This is a genomic window from Bifidobacterium sp. ESL0763, assembly GCF_029433395.1.
Taxonomy (GTDB): domain Bacteria; phylum Actinomycetota; class Actinomycetes; order Actinomycetales; family Bifidobacteriaceae; genus Bifidobacterium.
The window spans coordinates 1517674-1539704 of record NZ_JAQTHW010000002.1 but is presented as its reverse complement, the minus strand read 5'-3'; the positions used below and the strand labels follow the sequence as shown (position 1 = coordinate 1539704).

Sequence of the window (22031 nt, the reverse complement as noted above, 5' to 3'; positions counted from 1 at the left end):
CTTCCTCCCCTTCCGTCTTACCGGCGCTTGCCGCGCTGGTGCGCCTTGATGAGCAGCTCCTGGCAGTCTGCCAGCCGCTTGCCGTCCTCGCCGTGGCTGTGGTGCGCATAGGTGCCGTCGGCGCGCATGTGCCAGGAGGATATGCGATCGGACATCTGCAGGTCCACGTAGTCGATCAGCTGGGAGACCTCCTCCGGGTCGGTGATGCGCACCAGGGCCTCCACACGCCGGTCGAGGTTGCGGTGCATCAGGTCGGCCGAGCCGATCCAGACCTCGGGGCCGGCCGCCGGGCCTTCGCCGATCTGCGGGCCGGCGGCGTTGGCGAAGGCGTAGACGCGGCTGTGCTCCAGGAACCGGCCGAGCACCGAGCGCACGCGGATGTTCTCGCTCAGCCCGGCGACCCCCGGCTTCAGCGAGCAGATGCCGCGCACCACCAGGTCGACCTTCACCCCGGCCTGGCTGGCGCGGTAGAGCGCGTCGATGGTCTCCTCGTCGACGATGGAGTTGACCTTGATCTTCACCCACGCCTCGTGGCCGGCGCGTGCGGCGTCCTCCTCGCGGCGGATGCGCTTGACGAGCCCGCTGCGGGCGGTGCGCGGCGCGACGAGCAGACGGTGGAAGCTCGAACGCGGCGCATAGCCGGAAAGCTGGTTGAACAGGCGGGTGAGGTCCTGACCGACCACCGGGCTGCATGTCAGCAGGCCCAGGTCGGTGTACATGCGCGCGGTCTTCGGGTTGTAGTTGCCCGTGCCCACATGGCAGTAGCGGCGCAGCCCGTCCGCCTCCTGGCGCACCACCAGCGAGAGCTTGCAGTGGGTCTTGAGTCCCACGATGCCGTAGACCACGTGCACGCCGGCCCGCTCCAGCTTGCGCGCCCAGGCGATGTTGGCGTCCTCGTCGAAGCGCGCCTTGATCTCGACCAGCGCCAGCACCTGCTTGCCGGCGTGTGCGGCGTCGACCAGCGCGTCGATGATCGGCGAGTTGCTGGAGGTGCGGTAGAGCGTCTGCTTGATGGCGAGCACCCTCGGGTCCGCCGCGGCCTGCGCCAGGAACGCCTGCACCGAGGTGGAGAAGGAGTCATAGGGGTGGTGCAGCAGGATGTCGCGCTCGCGGATGGCGGCGAAGATGTCCTGCGCGCGGCTCGACTCCACGGTGGCGATCTGGCGGTTGGTGGTGGGGATGAACGGCTTGTTCTTCAGGTCGGGCCGGTCGATGTTCTGCAATTCGAAGAGCAGGGTCATGTCCAGCGGCGCGGGCAGGCGGAAGATCTCCTCCTCGTTGACGCGCAGGCGCCGGGCCAGAAGCTGCGAGAGGAAGGGGCTGGTGGCGTCGCTGATCTCCAGGCGGATCGGCGGGCCGAAGCGGCGGCGCAGCAGTTCCTCCTCCATCGCGTTGAGGAGGTTCTCGGCGTCGTCCTCCTCCACGTCGATGTCTTCGTTGCGGGTGACGCGGAACGAGCGCGCCTCGCGGATGATCATGCCCGGGAACAGCGATTCGAGGTGGGCGATGATGAGGTTCTCCATGGTGATGAAGCCGTAGCGTTCCTCGCGGCCCTCCTCGTCGGTCAGGTCATCGACGGAGACGAGGCGGTTGAGGTTGTCGGGCACCTTGACGCGCGCGAAATGCGTCTTGCCGCTGTTCGGGTTCTCCACCAGCACGGCCAGGTTGAGCGAGCCGCCGGAGATATAGGGGAAGGGGTGCGCCGGGTCGAAGGCCAGGGGCGTGAGCACAGGGAAGACCTGCTGGCGGTAGTAGCGCGAGAGGCGTTCCTGCTCGGCGCTGGTGAGCCGGTCCCAGCTCAGCAGGATGATGTGCTCGCGGGCCAGCCGCGGCAGGATGTGGTCGATGACCTCCCTGGCGTGCTCGGTCTGCAGCCGGTGGGCGGTCTCGCTGATCGAGCGCAGCTGCTGGCGCGGGCTCATCCCGGAGGCGGCCGTCACCGCGATGCCGGTGTCGATGCGGCGCTTGAGCCCGGCGACGCGCACCATGAAGTACTCGTCGAGGTTGGAGGCGAAGATGCCGGCGAAATTGGCCCGCTCGAGAATCGGGTTCTCGGGGTCCTCCGCCAGTTCGAGCACCCGTTGGTTGAACTTCAGCCAGCTGAGCTCGCGGTCGAAATACCGGTTTTCGGGCAGGGGCCGTTCCTCCGGCCGCGCCTGGCGACGGTCGGTCTTCTCGGTCTCCGCGATGTGCTCGGCGATCTGGCTGCGCAGCAACGCCTTGGAGGGTGCGTCAAAAATCTGTGCCATGGTTCCAGCCTAAGCAGGGGTGGGGAGTTATCGGGCGCGCATGATCGTGCGTTTCCTCGGCTTCGCGGACGGTTGTGCGATGTCGCCGGAAGGGTTGCAATGACGGCGTTTCCGGCAGGTTCGCGATGGTGTTCATTCGTGTTTTCTGCTTCGTCGCGATGTCCGTTTTGCTGTGGGTAAAGCGAAGCGACACAATCGCACATTCAGGCTGTATAAGATATCAAAACATGACATTACGTGTGCATTACAAGCCGATAGGCGACGTTTGCGACCATTAGCGCACAAACGGCTCTTCCGGCTTGATTTCGCGTGGACCATGGCGATAATGGGAAGTACAACGAAAACCGAAAAGGCAGAGCCCACAAGAAAATAAAGATCCTTTCGATCTTGACGTTGAACGGGCGATAGTTGAAGCTTACCGTTGCGACGATGGTGTTGTGCCGAGAATCTGCCAGTAGGTCGGACTTGTAGGGAGGCCCACTTCGGTGGGTCTCCCTTTTGCGCGGTGCCGGCTCGGCGCTTTCCTTATCTATCTTTGTTTGTGGACGTTTTGCCCCGAGGTGACGGCCCCGGCGGCGCTGTCTGGGTCTGTCTTCTAAAGTCATAGATATGAGCGACGAATCCATGCAGCAAGGCAACGGCACGGCGGCTTCCGGAACCGGCACCACCGGCACTCCGCAAGGCGGAGGCGTCCCGCCGATGCCGCCCGCACCGACGACGGGGAACGATCCCCAGCCCGCCGTCCCGCCGACCGGAACGGCCGAGGCGGCCGGACAGGGTGGCGCGCAGTGGAAGCCGATCGCGGCCGAAGGTTCCGGCGCCTATATGCCTTCGCAGACCGAGGCGCATGCCCCGGCGAGCCAGGCCGATCCGATCAGCCAACCCGAACGGGATGATGACGATATCTTCAACGGCGTGGTGGGCTCCCGCCCGGCGCGTGGCTCCTCCTCGCAGGTTACCGACATCTTCGCCGCCACGGATGGCGACGGCTCGCTCGACGACGATGACGTCGCCGCGGGACTGGCCGAAATCGACCCGCTGACCGTGCGTCCACGCATCTCGAGCCTCGTGCTCGCGGTGGTGCTGGGGCTGCTGTGCCTCGCCGGTGCCGCCGGCATCTACTTCTTCGGCGTGCACACCCTGCACGGCCAGAATTACGACGAGATCTCCTTCAACGGACTCAAGGGCGCCGTGCCCGGCTGGTTCGCCGCCGTGGCCCAGGTGCTCAAGATGAACGGCGTGGTCGTCGTCATCAGCCTGGTGGTGGCCGTGGCGGCGCTGGCGGTCGCCGCCGTGCGCAAACGTTGGTGGCTGCTCGGCCAGATCGTCGTCTTCGGCGTCGTCTGCTACGCGCTGGCATGGCTCAAGCGCCTGCTGCCCCGACCCTTCATCATCAACACCATCTCCGACCACGCCAATTCCGCGCCCTCCGGCCACACGCTGCTCGCCGCCGGCGCGAGCCTGGCGCTGCTGCTCGCCGTCCCGCGCGTCTGGCGTGCGCTCGTCGGCGTGCTCGGCGCCGCCTACACCGTGCTGGTGGCCGTCTCGCTGGTCGACGCGCAATGGCACCGCCCCAGCGACGTGCTGATGTCGATGCTCATCGCCGCCGGCATGGCGCTGCTGACGATGGCCCTCACCCGCAAGTCGGGCATGGACGACCTGGGCAGCTGCGCGCCGTCCGCCAGCATCCAGATCGTGGCCAGCGTCATGATCACCTTCGGCATCTGCTCGTGCTGCTACGCCGGCTACCTGTTCTGGCAGCTCTACCCCGGTCTCGACATCGGCGCGCAGTGGACCTACGGTGCCGCCTACGCCTCGTTCGCCGCCGCCACGATCGGCCTGGCGTGCCTGCTTTTCGGCCTGGCGCTCGCGGTGCGCCAGCTCACCGCCTCCCCGCTCACCCGCCTCGGCCTGATCGGCGCCCCGCCGGCCCCGCCCCGCCGCTGAGCGCGATGCCGTGCGCGGCCGAGGGCGCATCCGTCGGCGCCGCCGCGTGGCGATACCTTATTGCTGGGTCCGCCACGCGCTGTGATAACGTGGCGCCATGAGTCATGAGTAATATGACTGCATATAACTCTTTAGGAACGTGAGGGAGCGGTTATGGCGGCTGGTAACAAACTTGTCATCGTGGAGTCTCCGACCAAGGCGAAGAAGATCGGCGGGTACCTCGGCAAGGGTTATACGGTCATGGCCTCCGTCGGCCATATCCGCGACCTGGCGCAGCCCAGCCAGGTGCCGGCCGGCAAGAAGGAGAAGTTCGGCCGCTTCGGCGTCGACGTCAACGACGGCTTCGAACCCTACTACATCGTCGGCCCCGAGAAGAAGAAAACCGTCGCCGCGCTCAAGAAGGCGCTGAAGGACGCCGACGAGCTCTACCTCGCCACCGATGAGGACCGCGAGGGCGAGGCCATCGCGTGGCACCTGGTGCAGACGCTCAAGCCGAAGGTGCCGGTGCACCGCATGGTCTTCCACGAGATCACCCCCACTGCCATTCGTGCCGCCGTGGGCAAGACCCGCGACGTGGACGCGCATATGGTCGACGCCCAGGAGACGCGCCGCGTGCTCGACAGGCTCTACGGCTACGAGCTCTCGCCGGTGCTCTGGCGCAAGGTCGGCCCGGGGCTCTCGGCGGGCCGCGTGCAGTCCGTGGCCACGCGCCTGATCGTCGAGCGCGAGCGGGAGCGCATGGCGTTCGTGCGCTCGCCCTACTGGGATGTGATCGCCAACCTCGTCGCCGCCGACGCGCAGGGCGAGGACGTCGAATTCGAGTCGCGCATGGTCTCGCTTGGTGGCTCGAGGCTGGCCAATTCCCGCGACTTCACCTCCACCGGCGAGCTGACCGCCTCCGCGAGGAAGGACCACGCCCTGCAGCTGGACGAGGCCCAGGGCAAGGCCGTCGCCGACGCGCTGGAGCATGCGCCGTTCACCGTGGTGTCGATGGAATCCAAGCCCTACCACCGCCGTCCGGTCCCGCCGTTCACCACCTCGACCATGCAGCAGGCCGCCGGCAACCGGCTCTCGATGAGCTCGCGCCAGACGATGCGCGCCGCGCAGGGCCTCTACGAGAACGGCTTCATCACCTACATGCGTACCGATTCGGTGACGCTTTCGCAGGAGGCCATCGCCGCCGCCCGCCAGTCGGTCACCAGGAACTTCGGCGCCGAATACCTTTCGGACAAGCCCAAGCAGTATGCCACCAAGACCGCCGGCGCGCAGGAGGCCCACGAATGCATCCGCCCCGCGGGCTCGAGCTTCCATGACCCGGCCGAACTGGCCACCAAGGTGCCGCCGGACCAGCTGAAGCTCTACACCCTGATCTGGCAGCGCACGCTCGCCTCGCAGATGGCCGACGCCAAGGGCTTCACCGCCACCGTGCGTCTCTCGGCCCCCGCCGGCGACCGCGGCGAGGCCATCTTCCAGGCTTCCGGCACCGTCATCGAGTTCCCCGGATTCCTCAAGGCCTCCGGCTGGCCGCGCAAGTCGTCCGCCGCCTCGAAGGCCACGGGCAAGGCCGGCAAGTCCGCCCGCACCGACGCCGCTTTGCCGCCGATGAGGACCGGCGACGTGCTGAGGGCCACCTCGGTGGCGGCCGACGGCCACGAGACCCAGCCCCCGGCACGCTATACCGAGGCGTCGCTGGTCAAGACGCTCGAGGCCAAGGAGATCGGCAGGCCTTCGACCTACGCCAGCATCATCTCCACCATCATCGACCGCGGCTACGTCTACGAGCGCGGCCGGGCGCTGATCCCCTCCTGGCTCGCCTTTGCGGTGACCAAGCTCTTGGAGACCAACTTCCCGAAGTACGTGGACTACCAGTTCACCGCCGACATGGAGCACGGGCTCGACAAGATCGCCCAGGGCAAGGAGACCAGCAAGGAGTGGCTCACCCGCTTCTACTTCGGCGACGGCGAGGACACCGCGAAATCCACCGACGACGCGCACGCCGGCCTGCAGCAGCAGGTCGCGCAGCTCGGCGACATCGACGCCCGCGCCATCAACACCATCGAGATCGGCGACGGCCTGCACGTGCGCGTCGGCCGCTACGGCCCCTACCTCGAGGACATGAAGAACCTGGATGCCGAGGGCAATCCCAAGCGCGCCTCGATCCCCGAGACCATGGCCCCCGACGAGCTGAGCGTCGAGGCGGGCCACGAGCTCATCAAGACCAACGCCGGCGGGCCCCGCGTGCTCGGCCTCGACCCGAAGACCGGCGGCACCGTGGAGGTGCGCACCGGCAGGTTCGGCCCCTATGTCGCTCTGATCTCGCCGGAGGCGCAGGCCGCGATGAAGGCCGAGAAGGAGGCCAAGGCCGCGGCCGCCGCCGAGGACGCCAAGGACGGCGCGAAAGCCAAGTCCGGCAAGACCGGCAGGTCGCGCGCCCGCAAGTCGGCCAAGTCCACGGTGCCCAAGCCCAAGATGGCCTCGCTGTTCAAGACGATGAGCCCCGACACGGTCACCCTCGACGACGCCCTGAGGCTGCTGAGCCTGCCCCGCGAGGTCGGCCGGTACGAGGAGACGGACGCCAAGACCGGCGAGACCGGCGAATCGGTCGTCACCGCCTCCAACGGCCGCTACGGCCCCTACCTCACCAAGAAGAGCGCCGACGGCAAGTCCGAGACGCGCTCGCTGGGCGGCGAAGAGGAGCTCTTCACCGTCGACGTCACCCGCGCCAAGGAGCTCTTCGCCCAGCCGAAGTACGGCCGCGGACGTGGCAGGGGAGCCGCCAAGCCGCCGCTGCGCGAGCTCGGCGCGGACCCGGAGAACGGCAAGAACGTGACCATCAAGGATGGTTTCTACGGTGCCTACATCACCGACGGCGAGACCAACCGCACGCTGCCCAAGCAGTACACCCCGGAGTCGATCGAGCCCGCCACCGCCTTCCAGCTCTTAAGCGAGAAGCGTGCCGCCGGACCGTCCAAGCGCCGCGGACGCAAGCGCTCCACCGCGCGCAAGACCGGCGCCAAGCGCAAGGCCGCCGCAAAGAAGACGACCGCACGCAAGTCGACCAAGGCGACCAAGTCAACCAAGTCAACTAAGTCGACCAAGGCCGCCGCGCGCAAGACCGCCAAGTAAGGCGAGACCGGCCGGCGCCGGACCCGTTTCCGTGCATGTGGGCTTGACTCCGCTCCCGGAGGAGTGCGCCCACGGATGCGACACGCCCGGAATGTGGATAACTCCAACCATTCGACCACAGTGCCCCGTTCCGCTTTGACGGCCTTTGCCGCCGCGCTTCAATGGAATCGATGGCGATGACATCGAGGCGAAGGGAGCTGGCATGGCCAATCGGATATCCACGGGCGGGCTGAGGCATCGCAGGCGCAAGGTCCCGCGCCGGCCGGTCGCGAGGCCTTCTCGCGCTCCTGCTTTTCCGCTACAATTGGCGGTATCGCAGGAGGAAAGGAGGTGCGCGATGCGATGTGATGATCTCTTTGAGATGGACGGCGTGCGGCTGGGCTACACCGACGATACCGTGACCATCACCGAGGTCGACTATGGCCGTAAGGCGGTCTTTGACAACAGGGGCAACCTGCTCTCGTCGAATTTTCCCGAAGACTTCATGCCGTTCCTGCTCAACTACTACAAGTTGAACTATGACCTGGTGCAGGGCTCCCGTGACGATGATCGGAAGTACGGCGATGACTGAGAAATTCTTTATCAAGGGCTATGAGGTCTCGTTCAACGACCGTGATGGCGAGCATGGGGTGCACGTCCACGTCTGCCAGGGCCGAAACAGGGATATGGCGAAATTCGTGTTCGCCGAGGATGGCGATATAGTGTTGTCGCACAACAGGGGCAAACTGCCGCCGAGAACGTTGAGGAAGATCCGCAACGATCTTGCGCGACGGTACACGCTTATCGTTGGCGCATGGGACAGGACGTTCGGGAGCCATCACTTCGACAGGTGAGGTGTTCGGTGTTGCTTGGATGGCTGTGTTGGATGCCGCCGGTCCGGGAATACAATGATAGCGACGAATTCAATCGAGATTACTGAAATACCTATGGCTTGAGGTGGGACTGGCAATGACGAGTGGTGTGTTCGTTTCGTTCGAGGGCGTCGACGGCGTGGGCAAGACCACGCAGGTCGGGCGTCTGAAAGACTATGCCGAGGGGCTTGGCTACGAGGTGGTGGTCACGCGCGAGCCGGGAGGCACGCCGTTGGGCGCCGCGTTGCGCCAGCTGCTGCTGCATGGGGTCTCCGGCGATGACGCCGACATCGCGCCGCGGGCCGAGGCGCTGCTCTTCGCCGCCGACCGCGCCCAGCACGTCGCCGAGGTGGTCCGTCCGGCGCTCGAACGCGGGGCCCTGGTGATCTCCGACCGCTACCTCGACTCCTCGCTGGCCTACCAGGCCGGGGGGCGCGAATTGACTCAGGACCAGGTGCGCGAGCTGAGCATGTGGGCGACGAACGACCTGCTGCCAGCGCGCACCTACTTGCTCGACATGGATCCCCGGGCCTCCCACACGCGCCTGGAGCACAGCGAGGACCGCATGGAATCGGCCGGCGACGGCTTCCAGCAGCGCACCCGTCAGGCGTTTCTCGACCTCGCCGCCCAGGAACCCGCGCGCTTCAGGGTCATCGAGGCCGCCGGCAGCGTGGACGAGGTCTGGCGCGGCATCCGCAGCGACATCGACGGGCTGCTGGCGCGATAGGCGCCAGGCAATCGGCCATCACCGGCATATCGGCGAGAGGCAATAGGGTTGAGGAAGACAAGGGAGGCGACGATGAGCGTATGGGACTCGATAGTGGGCCAGGACCAGGTGGTCGGCCAGCTGCGTGCCGTCGCCTCCGGCGATCCGAAGGCCATCGCGCAGTCATGGCTGATCTGCGGGCCTCCCGGATCGGGGCGCTCGAACGTGGCGCGCGCCTTCGCGGCGGCGCTGGAGAGCCCGGACCACGGCCTCGGCGACGAGCCGAGCAAGACCAGCCAGCAGGTGCTGGCCGGCTCCCATCCCGACGTCACTGTGCTCGCCACCGACAAGGTGACCATCGGCATCGACCAGGTGCGCGACCTGATCGAGACCTCCGAGCAGACGCCGAGCGTCGCCCCGTGGCGCGTCATCATCATCGAGGACGTCGACCGGATGATGGAACGCACCACCAACGTGCTTTTGAAGGAGATTGAGGAGCCCAGCCCCCACACGATCTGGCTGCTGTGCGCCCCGAGCGCGCAGGACGTGCTGCCGACCATCCGCTCGCGCACCAGGGTGGTCAATCTCGCGGTCCCCTCCACCAAGGCCGTGGCTGAATTCCTCGTAGGTGCCACCGGCGTCGAGCCCAAGGTCGCCCAGCGCGCTGCGAGGCTCGCCGAAGGCCATATCGGCGTGGCCCGTCTCTACGCCGAGAACAAGCAGGTGATGAGCGACCGCGACGAGCTGGTGGTCGGCGTGCTCGGGCTTGCCAAGGCCTCCGACGCCGTCCTGCTCGCCGGCAGGCTCATCGAAAGCGCCAAGGCGCAGGCGCAGGCCGACGTCGAGCAGCGCGCCCAGCGCCAGGAAGAGGACTTCCGCCGCGTCAACGGGCTGGGCCCCAAGGACCGCATACCGCCGAAACTGCGCGGGGCGTTCAACCAGATCGGCAAGAAGGCCGACATCAAAAGGCGTGCCACCCGGCGCAGCCGCGACGTGCTCGACCGCGAGCTCAACACCGTCGCCAGCGTCTACCGCGACGTGGCCGTGCTGCAGAACGGCGCCGAGGACGTGGTGGGCCTGGTCAACCTCGAGAACCGCACCGCCATCACCGAGTTGTCGGTGCGCCTGACCCGCCAGGGCGCGGTGCGGCGGCTGGAATCCATTGCCACGGCCCGCCGGCGCCTGAACGGCAACGGCAACCAGACCCTGCTCTTCGAGGCGCTCTTCTGCTCGCTGCTGCCGTGAGCCGCGAATGGCCGCGGGAACAAGCCATCCCGGCCCGTTGCAAGTCATGGCCATCTTGGCGGCCTTCGGCGCAACCGCGCCCATACGTCAGCTCTTCGCGCGATACTTGAGGTATGAAGATTTCCGCTGATTTCACGACCATTCCCGCTGATTTCACGGGCGCCGCCCCGGTGCAGAACAAGACGGACGGCACGCCGGTGATCTCCTTCCCGTTCTACATCGACGAGCTCGCCGACGGCATGGGCTACCTGCACTGGCAGCTCACGGACCCGGACTCCATCCCCGTCTGCGGCTTCGAGTGGATCCACTGGTCGGCCGCGAACGTGCCGGTCGACGCGATCATGTTCGACTTCAACGATTCGCACGCCCTGCAGATCCCGCCGGACTTCTCGCGCACCCTGCCGGCGATGATCCCCGAATCCGCACAGGGCCGCACCAGCGCCGCCAGCAAGTTCGTGGGCGGCACCGATCCCGCTGTGACCATGCGCTACAACGGTCCCACCCCTCCCGACAAGCCGCACGGCTACCAGCTGCACGTCTGGGCCACCGCCAACCCGCTGCCCGGCCTCAACCAGGGCTTCTGGCTCAACGAGCTGCAGCACGCCATCCGCGACTACGACGGCCAGGTCGACGAGGCCGAGATCACCCTGATGGGCGAGCCCGCCTGACCCCGCGGAAGGCCCGCGGCGAAGGGCCCGCGATCCGCGCATGCGGCTTGCGCGAGCCGCGTTCCATGGCCCACCAGCCCAACCAATCTCACCATACGTTTATATAACCAACGCCGGCCGGAGCCCACGCTCGGCCGACGCCCGAGGAAAGGACACATCTTCCATGGCATGCACCACCATTCTGGTCGGCAAGGACGCGAGCTACGACGGCTCCACCCTCATCGCCCGCAACGAGGACTCGGCGAACGGGGAGTTCAATCCCAAGCGCTTCGTCGTGGTCAGGCCCGGGGAACAGCCGCGCCACTACCGCAGCGTGCTCAGCCACGTGGAGGTGGACCTGCCGGACGACCCGATGCAATATAGCTCCCTGCCCAACGCCGACACCACCGACGGCATCTGGGGCGAGGCCGGGGTCAACGAGGCGAACGTGGCGATGAGCGCCACCGAGACGCTGACCACCAACGAGCGCGTGCTCGGCGCCGACCCGTTCGTCGAGCTGGCGAAGGCCAAGGGCACCAAGGGCGAGAAGGGCTACGAGCCCGAGGTGGCCGGCGGCATCGGCGAGGAGGACTTCCTCACGCTCGTGCTTCCCTACATCAAGACCGCACGCGAGGGCGTCGAGCGCCTGGGCGCGCTGCTGGAGCGCTACGGCACCTACGAGATGAACGGCGTGGCCTTCAGCGACGTCGACGAGATCTGGTGGATGGAGACCGTCGGCGGCCACCACTGGATCGCCAAGCGCGTGCCCGACGGCGCCTACGTCACCATGCCCAACCAGCTGGGCATCGACGAGTTCGACCTCGAGGACGCGCTGGGCGAGCGCAAGGAGCACATGTGCTCCGCCGACCTGAACGAGTTCATCGAGGCCAACCACCTCGACCTCGCCGTCGAAGCCACCACGCCCTTCAACCCGCGCGACGCCTTCGGCTCGCATTCCGACTCCGACCACGTCTACAACACCCCGCGCGCCTGGTACATGCAGCGGTTCCTCAACCCCTACGACGAGGTCTGGGACGGCCCCGACGCCGACCACAGCCCGGAGTCCGACGACATCCCGTGGGCCCGCCAGCCGGAGCGCAAGATCACCATCGAGGACGTCAAGTACGTGCTGAGCTCGCACTACCAGGGCACGCCGTTCGACCCCTACGGCCATCGCGGCGACGAGCACACCCGCCACATGTACCGCAACATCGGCATCAACCGCCAGAGCCAGCTCGCGCTCATGCAGATCCGCCCCTACCGTCCGCAGGCCAGCCGCGCCATCCAGTGGATCTCCTACGGCTCCAACCCCTTCAACACCATCGTGCCGTTCTATCCGAACGTCGACACCACCCCGGCCTATCTCGAGGACACCACCACGCGCGTCACCAGCGAGAACTTCTACTGGGCCAACCGCATCATCGCGGCGCTGTGCGACTCGGCGTTCGACGACACCTCCAACGCCATCGAGCGCTACCAGGAGCTCACCGGCGGCATGGCGCACCGCATGGTCGCCGCCACCGACGAGCAGGTCGCGCGCCTGGGCGGCAAGGCCAGCGCCGAGTTCGAGGCCGACAACGCCGAGGGTGACGTGGAGCCGATGGAACCCGACGAGATCATCGCCGCCACCCGCAACGCCGAGGTGCGCGAGGTGCTCGCCGCCGCCAACCAGTCGATGGCCGACCAGATCAAGGCCGAGACCGACGCCCTGCTCGACACGGTGCTCTACACCGTCTCGATGAAGATGTCCAACGGCTTCAACCGCTCCGACAACTGATCGCGGGCTGACTGCGGGCCTGGCCGGCTGGCAGGTGGTGATGCCGTCAGCCGGCCGATACCAGGGAGCGGACAAGTGGCCAAGCGGAGCAGTCAATCGATTGCTCCGTCGTTTGATTGGATAGTGGGGGATTGCCCGGTCAGCCCGGTCAATCCCCATGGTTCCGGTCGATTCGTCTGGCTATCGGGCGGTAGCGCTTCCGTTTGTATGGGTGCATCGGCTATATTGGGTCATCGTTGAACGCCGAGGAGCCAGTGGCCATGCCATGGCATCCGCAGGGGACGTATGGCGGGCATCGCAGAGTCAAACGATTAGCGTATAAGCGAAGGAAACCAAGAGACCAATGAGACCGTTCGAACAAGCCGGCATGCAGCAGTGCCATTACGACGTGCCGCCCATGCAGCTCTACCCGCTGATGCTGCAGATGCTCGCGCAGTCCAAGGCCTTCATCCTCCAATCCAGCGGCAATCCGCCGATGACCTGTATCTTCTCCACGCATGTGAGTCTCTACACCTGGGGCGAGAACATGATGGCCGCGGTGACGCCCGACGGCGACGGGTCGATGGTCGCGGTGAGCGTCAACGCGAAGTTCGCGACCCTGTTCCAGGGCTCCCGCAACCGCAAGAACATCGCCCGCTTCTTCGACCAGCTCTCGCAGGAGCTGGCCTCGGCCCAGGGGCAGGCGCAGGTTCAGCCGTAGGCGCAGTCCCAGCAGCAGGTTCGGGCCCGGCCAGAGTCGCGGGTATGGGCCGGTTCCTCGAATCCAGGACCATGCCATAAGGAAGAGTGTCGTAGCCCGCGAGCGGTGCCTGCGGTTCCGGGCGCGCCGATGATAGACTCCAAGTATCGTCGCGACGGCAGGCGTGCCCGGTTCCTGCGCTCGGCAGGATCGCCGGCACTCATCCGTCTGAGATCGGCGTCCACAGGCATACGACGGAAGCAGGCAGAGCATGGCACTCATCGATCGGTTCACCACCCAGTACGGTCTCGTCGAGAAGATCGACGCGTTCGGTTATCTCGACTACCTTGGCCAGCACGCCGACGCCCCGCGCAAACACGGCAAGGTCATCCTGGTGACGGCTGACACCCCGCTCAAGGCCTCGCGCGGCGAAGGCAAGACCACCACCACCATCGCGCTCATCGACGCCCTGCGAGCCCGCGGCATCGACGCCACGGCGGTGCTGCGCCAGCCGAGCATGGGCATCACGGCGGCCGGCTCCAAGGGCGGCGCCTCGGGAGGCGGCAAGTCCTCGCTCTCGCACCCCGAGCTCATCGACTGGGGCCTCTGTGGGGAGATGGCGGCCATCGAATGCGCGCAGAACCTGCTGGTCTCCTTTGCCGAGAAGGCCGTCGACGACGGGCTCATCGACACGGTGCTCGTGCCACGCGTCTCCGAGGTCCCCTCGCGCTTGCTACGCCAGATCGCTGTCGACCGCAACAGGAACAACGTGCCCGAGCGCGTCGTGCTCACCCCCACCTGCGAGCTGATGCAGATCGTGGTGCTCTCGCGCTCCATGGACGAGATCTCAAAGCGCGTCTCGGCGATGGTCGCGGGTACCAAGGACGGCACGCCGGTCACCTTCGGCGAGTTCATCGACCTGTGGCGCATCACCGGCATCCTCGGCGACGCGGTGAAGCCTGCCAAGACCGAGACCGTCAACGGCTCTCCGGTCTACGTGCACTGCGGCCCGTTCGCCAACGTTTCCCTGGGCATCCCGAGCCTGGTCTCGGTCGAGATGGCCTGCGCGCTGCACGACGTGGTTGTGGTCGAGGCCGGCTACGGCGCCGACGCCGGGGCCCAGAAATGGCTTGACATCGCCTGCCGCGAATACGGGGCCCAGTGGCCGGCCGCCGCGGTGGTGGTCACCCGCGCCTCGACCTGGCGCGACGACCCGAAGCTCTCCTGGCGCTATCCGTTCCATGTCCGCCGGCTCGAGGGGCTGGGCATCCCCACCTTCCCGCTCGTCAACCTCTGGGACGGCGAGGACGACCAGATCGAAACGCTCAAGGCCACGGCGCGCGAACTCGGGTTCCGCGATCCGGTCATCGGCAACCTTTTCCGCGACGGTGGCGAGGCGCTCGCCCCGCAGCTCGACGGGTTCGTGGACGCGCTCGGCGAGCCGGCCGCCACGCAGGCTCCGGACGATGGCGAATCGGCGAGCGGCCACGACAGCCACAGGGGCATGGGACTGGTCGAGGACGTGAAGTGGATCGCCGCCAGCGCCTATGGCGTGCCCGGCGACCGGGTGCTCTGCAAGGACGGTTTCGCCGCCTCGCTCGCCGCGGCCACCGAGCTGTGCAACGGCGTCGGCACCAGCGTCGACGACCTGGTGGTGGTCGCGGTGAAGTCGCCGGCCACCATGACCGACGACGATTCGGCCGCCGCCGGGGAACGCACCGTCACCCTGAAGAAGGTCGAGCCTCATCTGGGCGCCGGCGTGGTGCAGGTCAATCTCACCACCTCGCTGACCACCCCCATGCCGAAGATCGTCTGAGCGACCTACCGGTCACAACACAGGAATTCCGCCATATTCGAGCCGCTGACAAGTGCCAGGCGGCGTGAATATGGCGGAATTCGTTTGATCGGTGCGATGCGGCGGGTGGCCTAGAAGTTGCCGCCGTTCCAGCCCCAGTCGCCGGTGGCGGTGTAGCGGATGTAGGTGCGGTCGGCCGGCACGCCGAGCTGTTCGTGCAGGGCGGCCATGATCTGCTTGCTCATCGACTCCCACACCGAGCGGTCGACGTCACTGCCCATCACGTTGACCTCCACGTAGGCGGCCGGCCGGTCGTCCTTGCCGCCGAAATAGATGGGCATGTTGTCCTCGAACGGGCACATCAGCCACTCCTCGGTCTTGCCGGGGACGGCCGTGATCGCCTTGCCGTAGGCGGTCTTGAGGGCCTCGCGCTGCTCGGGGGTGGTGGAGACGGAGACGTGGGTGTGGATGACTGGCATGGTGTTCCTTTCGTCGTTGATGGATTTCGTTCATTCTAACTCGCGCGAGCGGCCCGGCCGGCGCAGGGTTCATTTCCGCCGCCTCATGGTTCGCGGCGGCACCGGCACCGGCGTATGGCGTTTCATGCGATGAATCGGTGGTTATTGCGCCGTCCGGAGCCCATTTGGCGGGTTTATGGAGTTAAATGGGCTACTGTGAAAAAGCTTATCGAACAACTCGTGAAGTTCGGCGTCGTCGGTGTCATCGCCGCGGTGATCGATTTCGGCCTGCTGAACGTCCTGGTCGCGGCCTTCCACGTCAACAACGTGGTGGCCAGCACCATCTCGTTCCTGGTCTCCCTGGCGTTCAACTACTGGGCGAGCATGAAGTACGTCTTCAAGCGCCGCGCCGACATGGCCCGCTGGATGGAGGGCTTCATCTTCCTGTCCGCCGCGGTGGTGGGCCTGTTCATCAACGACCTGATCATCTGGATGAGCACGCTGGGCATGGCCGCCAACGCCGCGGTGGTGCAGCACGGCATGTATGTGCTGCGCACCAACATCGGCAAGATCGTGGCCACGGTGGTCGTCGCCATCTGGAACTTCATCATCCGGAAGTGGCTGCTCGACGACCATTCCGACCATTCCGACCAAGCCGGCAAGGATGGCAAGGCGGCTGAGTCCGCCACGTCCGGGACCTCCGGCACCGCCCGCAGAACCTTCGCCCAGAAGCTCGGCGAGTGGTCCATCGAGCACACGCCCAAGGGCTGGCAGTAGGGCCGGCCGTGCCGCAGGCCGTCGCCACCGAACCCGAGTGAGAAAGGACCGGAGGGTCATATGCCGTCAACCACATTGCATTTCGTCCGCCATGGCAAGGTCGAGAATCCCGACCACCTGCTCTACGAGCGCCTGCCCGGCTTCCATCTTTCCGAGCTCGGGGTGAGGATGGCGCAGGCCACCGCGCGCTACATCGCCGCCGACCCCGGGATGAGCCAGGCCGCCACGGTGATCTCCTCGCCGCTGGAACGCACCCGCGAGACCGCCGGCGAGATTCTCAAGGAGCTCAACCCGGTGCGCCAGGGCCGCGGGGAGGCGCCGTTGGCCCTGAGCACCGACGTCAGGCTCATCGAGGCCGGCAACAACTTCCGCGGCACCAGGGTCGGCCACGGCCAGGGCGCGCTGTGGCGTCCGCGCAACATCAGGCTGCTGAGCAACCTGTGGCGGCCGAGCTGGGGCGAGAGCTACCGGCACATCGCCGCCAGGGTCGGCGCGTTTGCCCACGAGATGACGATGGAGCACCCGGGCGAGCACCTCATCGTCGTCAGCCACGAGTCGCCCATCTTCAGTTTCCGCCACAAGCTCGAGACCGGCCATCCCGAGCACAACATGCTGCTGCGCCACACGGCGCTCGCCTCCGTCACCTCCGTCACCTTCGACTGCGAGAGCGGCAAGGTGCTCGACATCTCCTACGTCGACCCCGCGGCCGACGTGAGCTGAGCCGTACCCGATAGCTCGCCGTCCGCCTGTCGTCGGTGCCGCGCCGCGCGCCGTGGGGCAGAGTGTCGCGCGGACGAGAGCGTTGTTAATATGGAAGAGGTTTTGCGAGGTCGCCGAGAAGGCGCTGAGGCAAGGGAGCGGATATGACATTCCAGATCGAAGACGACGAATTGGCCGGCATCGCGGCGATGCCCGAGGTGCGCGCGGCCGCGAAGGTGGGCGGCGAGCTCATCGCGCTGTGGCCGCTGCAGACCGCGCAGCAGCTGGGCAACGACGCCAAGTACGCCGAGGACCTGCAGGTGCGCGTCACCCAGGCCGCGGCCCAGTTGCTCATCGGCGAGGAAGTCACCATGCCCGACGCCGAGTTCGTCTATGAGGGAGCCGTCGATATCCCCGGCCGTCCGCAGCATATCGTCGATGCGCTGCTGAGCGTCAACGACGCCTACGAACAGCTGGAACCGTATGCCGAAAGCGGCGACACCTCGAAGGTGATGGACGCGGTCGGCGCGCTCGGACTCGATTGGAGCGAGGAGAAGACGTCCGCCTTCGCCGGTGCGCTCGAGGCCATCGAGGCCGCCGCGAAGGGCGAGGGTGGCAACGGCAGCGACGAGGAGAGCGTCGCCCGCCGCCTGGCCGTGGTGATCGCGGGGCTGGCGGGGCTCTTCGGCATCGTCTCCGACGACGGTTCGGCCAGCCAGCGCGCCACCGCCAGCGGCCTCACCCCGGTGCTGCTCTATCTCAACGAGCTGTGCGAGAGGCTCTCGATTCCGCGCATGTGCTTCGACAGCGAGGGATTCGAGGCGTTGCTGGCCGCCTGCGCGGGCAAGGACGCGAAGTCCCTGGCGAAGGCCATCGCCCCGCTGGCGCAGAAGGAATGGCAGAAGCACTACGACGATGTCATCTTCGACCCGGTCGCAGCCAAGAAGGCCGCCAAGGAGGAGGACGACAAGCGCAAGCGCGCCAAGCTCGCCGAGAAGTTCAAGGACATTCCCGAGGATCCGAACAAGCCGCACATCGATCTCTAGGCCGCCGCGTCCGGCTCGCAGGAGTCAGGCGGCAGGTACGCGAAAGGGTTCCGTCTCCATCATCCATGGGACGGAACCCTTTTCCTATGCTTCAGACAGGCACCGAACGCCGGGGGCTTGGATTGGGAGCCTAGGCGTTCGGTGCCCGACGCTCACTGGCGCGGAGTCTGGCCGTACCCGTTGCCGGCGTTCGGTTGGCCTCCGTTCGGCGTCGTGTTGCCGTTCGGTGCGGGAGTGCCATTCTGCGTGCCATAGGGGCGATATCCCTGCTGCGGTGCCGGCTGGCCGGGTTGCGGGGCCGAAGTGCCGGGCTGCGGGGCCGAAGTGCCGGGTTGCGGGGCCGACTGGCCGGGCTGGTTCTGCTGGCTCGGGTACTGCGGGGCCTTGTAGGTCTGCGGCGTGCTGGCCGGGTTCGCATACTGCGGAGCCGCGGACGGCTGCTTGGGCTGGCCGTACTGCGTCTGGCCGGTGGTCGGAGCCGTGCCGGTGCCCTGCGTGCCGGGGGTCTGCGGCTGCGCCGGCTTCTGGGTATAGGTGGCGGGGGTCTGCGTCGGGCGTGCGGCCGTGTTGAACTGGGTCGGCTGCGCCGGGGTGCGGGTGGCGCCCGTGCCGAACGAGCCCATGGTGCTGGGCTGCGCGGCGGGACGGTTCATCGGCATCGCGGTCGTGGCGGCGTTGAAGGCCATGGGATTCAGGACGTTGTTGTCGAACCGGGCGCCCGCCGGGTCCGACTTGGCGATCATCAGCACCAGCCAGGTGACGAAATAGGCGAGCATGCACGCCAGCATGCCGAGCAAGACGATCACGAAGCCCGCGCCCTCATCCTCAATCGATTCCTCGCCCATCGATACGCCGAGGACCACGAAGACGATGACCAGCACGATGCCGCCGAACAGCAGGCCGTAGGGAAGAAAAATCCACCAGCCGGACTTGTTGGAGTCGTGCAGCCTGCGGATGGTCAGGGCGATCGTGGGAATCAGCACCACGAGGTCCCATATCCCCTGCAGGTAGGCCCGCTGGCCGAAGATCAGCGTGTTGAAGATCGAGATGACGATGGCCGCGAGGCCAAGGAAGAGCTGGGTCCACCAATACTCGCTGCGCGAGGCGCGGCCCGAGAAGACGACGTACTTGGTGAAGAAGCGCTTGACCGCCTCCGGGAAGGAGCAGCCATAGTAGGGCATGCTCGACGGGACGATGCCGGCCATGCCGAAGCTCGGCGCGGCACCGGCCGCCTGATAGGGCCTTGCACCGCCCATGGGCTGGCCTTGCGCCATGGAGGGGCGGGGCGTGTATCCCTGCTGCGGGCGCTGGTAATTGGAGTTGGCGCCGCCCTGCATGTTCTGGATGCCAGGCAGTGGGCTGCTGGGTTGGCTGGCTTGGCCGGGCTGCGGTGCCTGGCTGGTCTGTCCGGGCTGCTGGGCCTGCTGGCCGTTCTGGCCGTAGGCGGGGGCCGCGTTGGCGCCATGCGGCTGGGCGGTGCCATAGCCTTGGGCGGGATTGGTGCCGGGGGCGCCGTTCTGGCCGCCCTGCGACGGCGTCGCATTGTTGTATGGGCCGAAGTTCGGATTGGTGTCGCTCATCGGCTTCCTTTCATCGGGAGTGTTGCTTGGGGCATCATTGTTTCCACCGCCGTTTCGCTGCGACGGAGCGGGTCAATCAGCCGTAAACCCAAGCATAGTCCGATTGGCTGAAAGTTGACGGGGAATCATCGCGATGTCAAGACGACGGTTGCCCTAGGCCTCGCTCTCATCCACGGATGCGGCGTCATCGTCGTCCGCAGGGCCGAGCAGCAGGCGTTCGGCCAGCGAGACCAGCGCCAGCAGGATGCCGGTCTCGGAGACCACCACCACGGCCGCCGAGAAGATCATCGGCGTCTGGAAGGAGTTGAACGCCCCCTGCAGCCATACGCCGATGCCGTTGCGCGCGCCGAGGTATTCGGCGGTGACGGCCGTGCCGAAGACGTAGGCGGCGCTGATGCGGATGCCCGAGAAGATCTGCCGGGCGGCGACGCGAAGTTTCACGTGGAACAACGTCCATGCCCTGCCCGCTCCGCAGGTCAGCGCCACGTCCTGGTAGAAGCGGGGGACGGCGCCCAGTCCGCGCGAGGTCTCCACAGCGATGGAGAAGACCCCGAAGACGGCGATCAGGATGATCTTGCCGGGCTCGTCGAAGCCGAACCAGATGATGAACAGCGGTGCGACGGTGATGATCGGGATGGTCTGCGCGGCCACCAGCAGCGGGTAGAGCGCGCGGTTGACCGTCTTGGAGAGATAGAGGCCCATGCCGATTGCGACGCCGGCCACGATCGAGATCGCGAAGCCCCAGAGCGCCTCGCCGGTGGTGATCGCAGCCGCCGCGAGGAGGTCGGGCCAGGTGTCGGCCAGCGACGAGACGATCTGGGCGGGGGAGGCCAGCGTGGTCGCCGAGACGAGGTGGGCGTCGGCCGCGAGCTGCCAGACGAGCAGCACCAGCGCGATGGTGATCGCCGGGGGAACGATGGCGGCCCAGCGGCGATGGTTGCGGGCGCGGCCCGGGTTGCGGCTCGGATCGCGGTCCAGGTCTTGGTTTTCGGCCGGATCGCGGTGGCGCTGTGTGGCAGATGCCGTGGTGTGGTGCTGCATCGGTTGCCTCGATTGATGATGTGCGGGAGATGGCATGGTGTGGGATCTGTGTTCCATATATGAGGTTCGGATCATCATGCGATAGGCGGGCGGGTTGCCGTCTCGGGAAAGTCGTCACAACGGCTCGCCGCGTCCATCGCATGCGGTTTCGGCTCATTGTCGGCGCACGGCCGTGTCAGGCCTTGCCGGTGACGTAGGCGTTGGTCGACAGCTCGCTGGCCTGGGGCGCCTTCGCGAGCTTGCGGTGGTGCGAGTCCGTGTAGGTGCCGGCGTCGTATTGGAAGTCGAGGTATTGCTGGCCTTCGGCGACGTTGACCGTGCCGGGCAGCGACGTCGGGTCGCCGTCGGTCCAGTAGCGTTCCCTGACGATCTTCTCCATCGACGCGCGCGCCAGTTTCGGGTCGAGGCGCGAGGACTTGGTCTGGTCCACCAGGATGTCGGCGGCCTGGTCGGGGTGGGCCAGGGCGTAGTCGTAGCCGCGCCTCGCCGACTTGATGAACTTCCGCAGGTTGGCCGCGTTCTTCGGGTCGGCGGCCCACGAGTCCTTGACGGCGAAACCGAGCTGGTCGGGGTTGCCGGGCACGCCCCATTGGTCGGCGGCGAAGCAGTTGAGCGCCGGGCCGTCGAGCTGCGATTCCACCTCCTCCCAATTGGCGTAGAACCCCGCGAAATCGCCCTTGCCGCTGGTCAATGTGCGGAAGGTGTTGGTGCCGGCCGTGGCGGTTTTGAAGTCGCCGGAGCCGCCCGCCCCGCGGATCATCTGGCGCACCGAGGCGCTCTGCTCGGCCGAGCCGAAGGTGACGAAGGTCTTGCCGGCGAGGTCCTTGGGGGTTTTGATGTCGGTGCGGCTTTTCAGGGCGCACCAGCGGGCGATGGGCTTCTGCGTCAGGTCGAAGACGAGTTTGAGATGCGCGCCGTGCGCGTCGGCGTTGGCCAGGTCGGTGAGCTTCGAGAAGCCGATGTCGGCCACGCCGTTCTCCACGCTGGTCTCCGCCCCGGCCTGCGCGGTCGGCAGGATTTTCACGTTCACGCCGGCGTCCTTGAAGTAGCCGAGTTGCTGGGCCACGTAGAGGCCGACGTGGTTGGTGTTGGGCGTCCAGTCGAGCATGAAGGTCAGCGTGGGGTCGCCGTTGGCGCCCGCGTTGCCGCCGCCGTCGGAGGCGTTGCCGCAGGCCGCCAGCGAGAGTCCGAGCGCGCCGGCCCCTATGGCCGCCACCGCCTTGGTGGCGAGCCGTTTCCGCTTCGAACCCGTGTGCAGGTGATGTCCTGTGAGAAATCGGACAGTCCTGCGAGAAAACGTATGGTTTTGGGCCCTGGAATGCACGAAAACTAGCGGGACTGTCTTGTTTCTAGCGGTATCGTGCCGCTTCCCGCCATGGATGAGGCTGCCGAGTGGCTGCGATGGGCC

The 22031-nt window shown here is 66.8% G+C and carries 18 protein-coding genes; 13 read left to right on the top strand and 5 right to left on the bottom strand.

Features of this window, described 5'->3' with window-relative positions:
- Window positions 1-17: 17 nt before the first annotated feature.
- Window positions 18-2249 (bottom strand): RNA degradosome polyphosphate kinase, encoded by a 2232-nt coding sequence (locus PT282_RS07030; RefSeq protein WP_277168813.1) that lies wholly within the window; start codon window positions 2247-2249, stop codon window positions 18-20.
- A 609-nt stretch (window positions 2250-2858) separates the two neighbouring features.
- On the opposite strand from PT282_RS07030, the gene PT282_RS07025 reads away from it, so the two are divergent.
- The 10 genes from PT282_RS07025 (at window position 2859) to PT282_RS06980 (ending at window position 15043) form a co-directional block, all read left to right on the top strand.
- The gene (locus tag PT282_RS07025) at window positions 2859-4196 is read left to right on the top strand and encodes a phosphatase PAP2 family protein (RefSeq protein WP_277168812.1); all 1338 of its coding nucleotides are present in this window, start codon (window positions 2859-2861) and stop codon (window positions 4194-4196) included.
- A gap of 153 nt (window positions 4197-4349) precedes the next feature.
- Window positions 4350-7322 carry a type I DNA topoisomerase gene (gene topA, locus PT282_RS07020; RefSeq protein ID WP_277168811.1) on the top strand — a complete coding sequence of 991 codons (2973 nt, stop codon included), beginning with the start codon at window positions 4350-4352 and terminating at the stop codon, window positions 7320-7322.
- A 337-nt stretch (window positions 7323-7659) separates the two neighbouring features.
- Window positions 7660-7893 (top strand): hypothetical protein, encoded by a 234-nt coding sequence (locus tag PT282_RS07015; protein ID WP_277168810.1) that lies wholly within the window; start codon window positions 7660-7662, stop codon window positions 7891-7893.
- Window positions 7886-8155: a DUF4160 domain-containing protein gene (locus tag PT282_RS07010; protein ID WP_277168809.1), complete on the top strand. Its 270-nt coding sequence runs from the start codon at window positions 7886-7888 to the stop codon at window positions 8153-8155. Before PT282_RS07015 ends, PT282_RS07010 begins: the two co-directional genes overlap by 8 nt.
- Before the next feature lie 115 nt (window positions 8156-8270).
- A complete protein-coding gene (gene tmk, locus PT282_RS07005) occupies window positions 8271-8900 on the top strand; it encodes a dTMP kinase (protein WP_277168808.1) in 630 nt (209 codons plus the stop codon).
- A 72-nt stretch (window positions 8901-8972) separates the two neighbouring features.
- A complete protein-coding gene (locus tag PT282_RS07000) occupies window positions 8973-10124 on the top strand; it encodes a DNA polymerase III subunit delta' (RefSeq protein WP_277168807.1) in 1152 nt (383 codons plus the stop codon).
- A 113-nt stretch (window positions 10125-10237) separates the two neighbouring features.
- Window positions 10238-10792: a YbhB/YbcL family Raf kinase inhibitor-like protein gene (locus PT282_RS06995; protein WP_277168806.1), complete on the top strand. Its 555-nt coding sequence runs from the start codon at window positions 10238-10240 to the stop codon at window positions 10790-10792.
- Between the two features lie 163 nt (window positions 10793-10955).
- Window positions 10956-12548 (top strand): C69 family dipeptidase, encoded by a 1593-nt coding sequence (locus PT282_RS06990; protein WP_277168805.1) that lies wholly within the window; start codon window positions 10956-10958, stop codon window positions 12546-12548.
- A 343-nt stretch (window positions 12549-12891) separates the two neighbouring features.
- Window positions 12892-13248 carry a hypothetical protein gene (locus tag PT282_RS06985; RefSeq protein ID WP_277168804.1) on the top strand — a complete coding sequence of 119 codons (357 nt, stop codon included), beginning with the start codon at window positions 12892-12894 and terminating at the stop codon, window positions 13246-13248.
- A gap of 250 nt (window positions 13249-13498) precedes the next feature.
- Window positions 13499-15043 carry a formate--tetrahydrofolate ligase gene (locus PT282_RS06980; protein ID WP_277168803.1) on the top strand — a complete coding sequence of 515 codons (1545 nt, stop codon included), beginning with the start codon at window positions 13499-13501 and terminating at the stop codon, window positions 15041-15043.
- A 110-nt stretch (window positions 15044-15153) separates the two neighbouring features.
- Here PT282_RS06980 and PT282_RS06975 read toward each other — a convergent pair whose 3' ends face one another.
- On the bottom strand, window positions 15154-15501 hold the full coding sequence (locus PT282_RS06975; RefSeq protein ID WP_277168802.1) for a phenylpyruvate tautomerase MIF-related protein: 348 nt from the start codon (window positions 15499-15501) through the stop codon (window positions 15154-15156).
- 195 nt (window positions 15502-15696) lie between these two features.
- Here PT282_RS06975 and PT282_RS06970 point away from each other — a divergent pair, with 195 nt between their 5' ends.
- The 3 genes from PT282_RS06970 to PT282_RS06960 all read left to right on the top strand — a co-directional run bounded on the left by PT282_RS06970 (window position 15697) and on the right by PT282_RS06960 (window position 18002).
- A complete protein-coding gene (locus PT282_RS06970) occupies window positions 15697-16257 on the top strand; it encodes a GtrA family protein (protein WP_277168801.1) in 561 nt (186 codons plus the stop codon).
- A 60-nt stretch (window positions 16258-16317) separates the two neighbouring features.
- On the top strand, window positions 16318-16977 hold the full coding sequence (locus tag PT282_RS06965; protein WP_277168800.1) for a histidine phosphatase family protein: 660 nt from the start codon (window positions 16318-16320) through the stop codon (window positions 16975-16977).
- Window positions 16978-17120: 143 nt separating this feature from the next.
- Complete coding sequence (locus PT282_RS06960) at window positions 17121-18002, top strand: hypothetical protein (RefSeq protein ID WP_277168799.1); 882 nt, start codon at window positions 17121-17123, stop codon at window positions 18000-18002.
- A 152-nt stretch (window positions 18003-18154) separates the two neighbouring features.
- Here PT282_RS06960 and PT282_RS06955 read toward each other — a convergent pair whose 3' ends face one another.
- The 3 genes from PT282_RS06955 to PT282_RS06945 form a co-directional block, all read right to left on the bottom strand.
- Window positions 18155-19582: a DUF805 domain-containing protein gene (locus PT282_RS06955; RefSeq protein WP_277168798.1), complete on the bottom strand. Its 1428-nt coding sequence runs from the start codon at window positions 19580-19582 to the stop codon at window positions 18155-18157.
- Between the two features lie 153 nt (window positions 19583-19735).
- The gene (locus tag PT282_RS06950) at window positions 19736-20623 is read right to left on the bottom strand and encodes an ABC transporter permease (RefSeq protein WP_277168797.1); all 888 of its coding nucleotides are present in this window, start codon (window positions 20621-20623) and stop codon (window positions 19736-19738) included.
- Window positions 20624-20798: 175 nt separating this feature from the next.
- Window positions 20799-21839, bottom strand: a complete 1041-nt coding sequence (locus PT282_RS06945; protein ID WP_277168796.1) for an ABC transporter substrate-binding protein — start codon at window positions 21837-21839, stop codon at window positions 20799-20801.
- Between the last annotated feature and the right edge of the window lie 192 nt (window positions 21840-22031).